At 80.3% G+C, this 1,719-nt stretch carries 2 protein-coding genes; both read right to left on the bottom strand.

Going from position 1 to position 1,719, the window contains the following annotated elements:
* The coding region (locus tag NH602_RS30630; protein ID WP_253069659.1) for an ABC transporter permease subunit at positions 1 to 1,173 on the bottom strand (1,173 nt) is incomplete at its 3' end.
* Positions 1,170 to 1,719 (bottom strand): ABC transporter permease subunit (locus tag NH602_RS30625; protein WP_253069658.1); only part of this gene is annotated, 550 nt, incomplete at its 5' end. The genes NH602_RS30625 and NH602_RS30630, both read right to left, overlap by 4 nt.

The following is a 1,719-nucleotide window of genomic DNA, read 5'->3' as shown; positions in this document are numbered from 1 at the left end:
CGCCGGGTCGAGGCCGACCGCACGCAGCGCCGCATCGGGGTCGGGGACGGGCAGCTGAGCCCGGGCGTCGCGCAGCGGGTGCAGCGCCGGGTCCTGCCCCAGCAGCCCGAGCGTGCGCCGTCGCCAGCGGCGCCCCCGGGGCAGCGGAGCGCCGTCCCAGCCGACACCGCCCGAGACGGCGCGCAGGCCCCCCGGCAGGGTGCCCAGGACCGCGTGCAGCAGCGTGGTCTTGCCGCTCCCCGACGAGCCGACGACGGCGACGACCTCCCCGGGGTGCGCGTCGAGGTCGGGGCCGTCGAGGACGACGCGCCCGTCGGGATCGAGGACACGCAGCCCGCGCACGGTGAGCCCGGGTCCGGGCGGCACCGGGCCGCCGGGGACCCGCGTCGTACCGGTGCGAGCGGGCACGAGCCGCAGCGACACCACGGCCAGCACCGTCGCGACCGCACCGAGCGCGACGGCCGGGGCGAGCACCGCAGCCGGGTTCACGGTCAGCCCCGGCAGGTTCTCCCGCAGCATCACCGCCCAGTCCGGGGCCGGCGGCGGCGGGCCGAACCCGAGCACCGAGGTGGCCGCGGCCAGCTGCAGCGCGAGCACCGCGCGGCCGGCGAGGTCGGCGGCCACCAGGGGTGCGTGCGCGGGCAGCACCTCGCGCAGCAGCACCGCGACCGGGCGTTCGCCGTGGACGAGTGCGGCCTCGACGTGGCCCGCGGTGCGGGCCCGTGCGGTGGCGTCGGCGACGACCCGGACGGTGAGCGGCGCGCCGCCGACGACGGTGCCGACGACGACCGCGGCCGGCCCGGGCAGCGTCACCGCGGCGACCAGGACGAGCAGCAGCAACGGCACCGCGACCAGCAGGTCGCTCAGCGCGGTGACGGCACGCGCGCGGCGCCCGCCGGTCCACCCCACCCACAGCCCGCCCGCGGTGCCGATCGTCGTGGCGAGCAGGGCGGCGGCCATCGCCGTCGTGACCGGTCCGGTTCCGCCGGCGAGCACCCGGGCGAGCACGTCGCGGCCCAGGACGTCGGCGCCCCACGGCAGGCCGGGCCGCGGCGGGGACCAGGGCGCGGCGACGACCCGCAGCGGGTCGCCACCGGCGAGCGGACCCGCGACGGGCAGCGCGACCAGCAGGCCGAGCAGCAGCCCGCCGGGCAGGAGCACGGAGCGCCTCACGGGCGGCCCGCCGCGGCGGCGAGGTCGGCGGCCAGCGTTCCCGCGACCACCACGGACGCGGCGAGCAGCGCCACTGCCGAGACCACCGGCAGGTCGCGGGTGGCGACGGCGCCCACGAGCAGCTCCCCGAGCCCGGCGACCCCGAACAGCGTCTCGACGACGGTGCTGCCCGCGACCAGCGAGCCCGCGGTCACCGCGAGCACGCGCAGCGCGGGGGCCGCGACGAACGGACCGGCGTAGCGCAGGGCCACGACCGGTGCGGGGACCCCGCGCAGCACGGCGTCGCAAACGAACGGCCGGGCCGCGACGTCCTCGACGACCCCGCGCAGCTGGCCCGCGGCGAAGGCACCCGACGGCAGCGCGAGCGCGAGGACGGGCAGGACGAGCAGGTCGGGCCGGGCCCACGCGGGCTCACCGGGCGGCAGCAGCGACACCGGCGGGACCCAGCCCAGGACGCCGGACAGCAGTGTCGCGAGCCCGACCGCGACCACGACCGGGGGCACCGCGGAGCCGACCGCGGCGACGGCGGCGCCGCGCCGGCGGGCG

It is taken from the genome of Pseudonocardia sp. McavD-2-B, assembly GCF_024124365.1.
Taxonomy (GTDB): domain Bacteria; phylum Actinomycetota; class Actinomycetes; order Mycobacteriales; family Pseudonocardiaceae; genus Pseudonocardia; species Pseudonocardia alni.
The sequence above is the reverse complement of the archived record's forward strand: the minus strand, read 5'-3'. Positions and strand labels throughout refer to the sequence as shown.